Raw genomic sequence first — 1,019 nt, forward strand, 5'->3', positions numbered from 1 at the left:
CTGGCCGAAAAGGCCGGGCGGTTGGAGGAGCGGCGGGGCATCGCCCGGCTGGCCGTGATCCCCTTCGACGCCGCGCACCGCTACATGGCCACGCTCGACAAGATGCCCGACGGCAGGGCCCGCTTGCACGTCAAGGGCGCCCCGGAAGCGGTTCTGGCGCTTTGCGAACACGAGGTGGCGCCCGGGGACGGCGCGCGCCCGCTCGAACTTGCGTTCTGGCAGGCCGAGACCGAGCGCATGGCCGGAGAGGGTTTGCGGGTGATCGCCCTTGCGCACCGCAAGGCGCAAGACGACGAACGGCCGACCCCCGAAACCCTGACCGGCGGCCTGACCCTGCTTGGCCTCGTCGGGCTGATCGACCCGCCGCGCGCCGAGGCGATCGCCGCCGTGGCCGAGTGCCGGCAGGCCGGCATCCGGGTGAAGATGATCACCGGCGACCATGCCACGACCGCCGCGGCGATCGCCGCGAAGATCGGCATCCAGGCGCCCGAACGGGTGCTGACCGGGCAGGATCTGGATCGCCTCGACGATGCGCTGCTGGTCGAGGAAGTGCGGCTGACCAACGTCTTTGCCCGCACCACGCCCGAACACAAGCTGCGGCTTGTCATGGCCTTGCAGGCTGCGGGCGAGATCGTGGCCATGACCGGCGACGGGGTCAACGACGCCCCCGCGCTCAAGCGCGCCGATGCAGGCGTCGCCATGGGCATCACCGGCTCGGACGCAGCCAAGGAGGTCGCCGACCTGGTGCTGACCGACGACAACTTCGTCTCGATCGCGGCGGCGGTGCGCGAGGGCCGCACCGTGTTCGACAACATCCGCAAGGTCATCAGTTGGACCCTGCCCACCAATGCGGGCGAGGCTTCGGCCGTGATCGTCGCGCTGCTGGCGGGGCTGGCCCTGCCGTTCTCGCCGCTGCAGATCCTCTGGGTGAACCTCGTCTCGGCGGGTTCGCTGGGTCTGGCGCTGGCCTTCGAGCGCGCCGAGGGCGACGTGATGCGCCGGCCGCCGCGTCCGGTGAA

The 1,019-nt window shown here is 71.1% G+C and carries 1 protein-coding gene; it reads left to right on the forward strand.

Going from position 1 to position 1,019, the window contains the following annotated elements:
• Positions 1–1,019: HAD-IC family P-type ATPase (locus F3H26_RS19330; protein WP_149777582.1), on the forward strand; the 1,019-nt coding region annotated here is incomplete at both ends.

Source organism: Ruegeria intermedia, from assembly GCF_900129345.1.
Classification (GTDB): domain Bacteria; phylum Pseudomonadota; class Alphaproteobacteria; order Rhodobacterales; family Rhodobacteraceae; genus Ruegeria; species Ruegeria intermedia.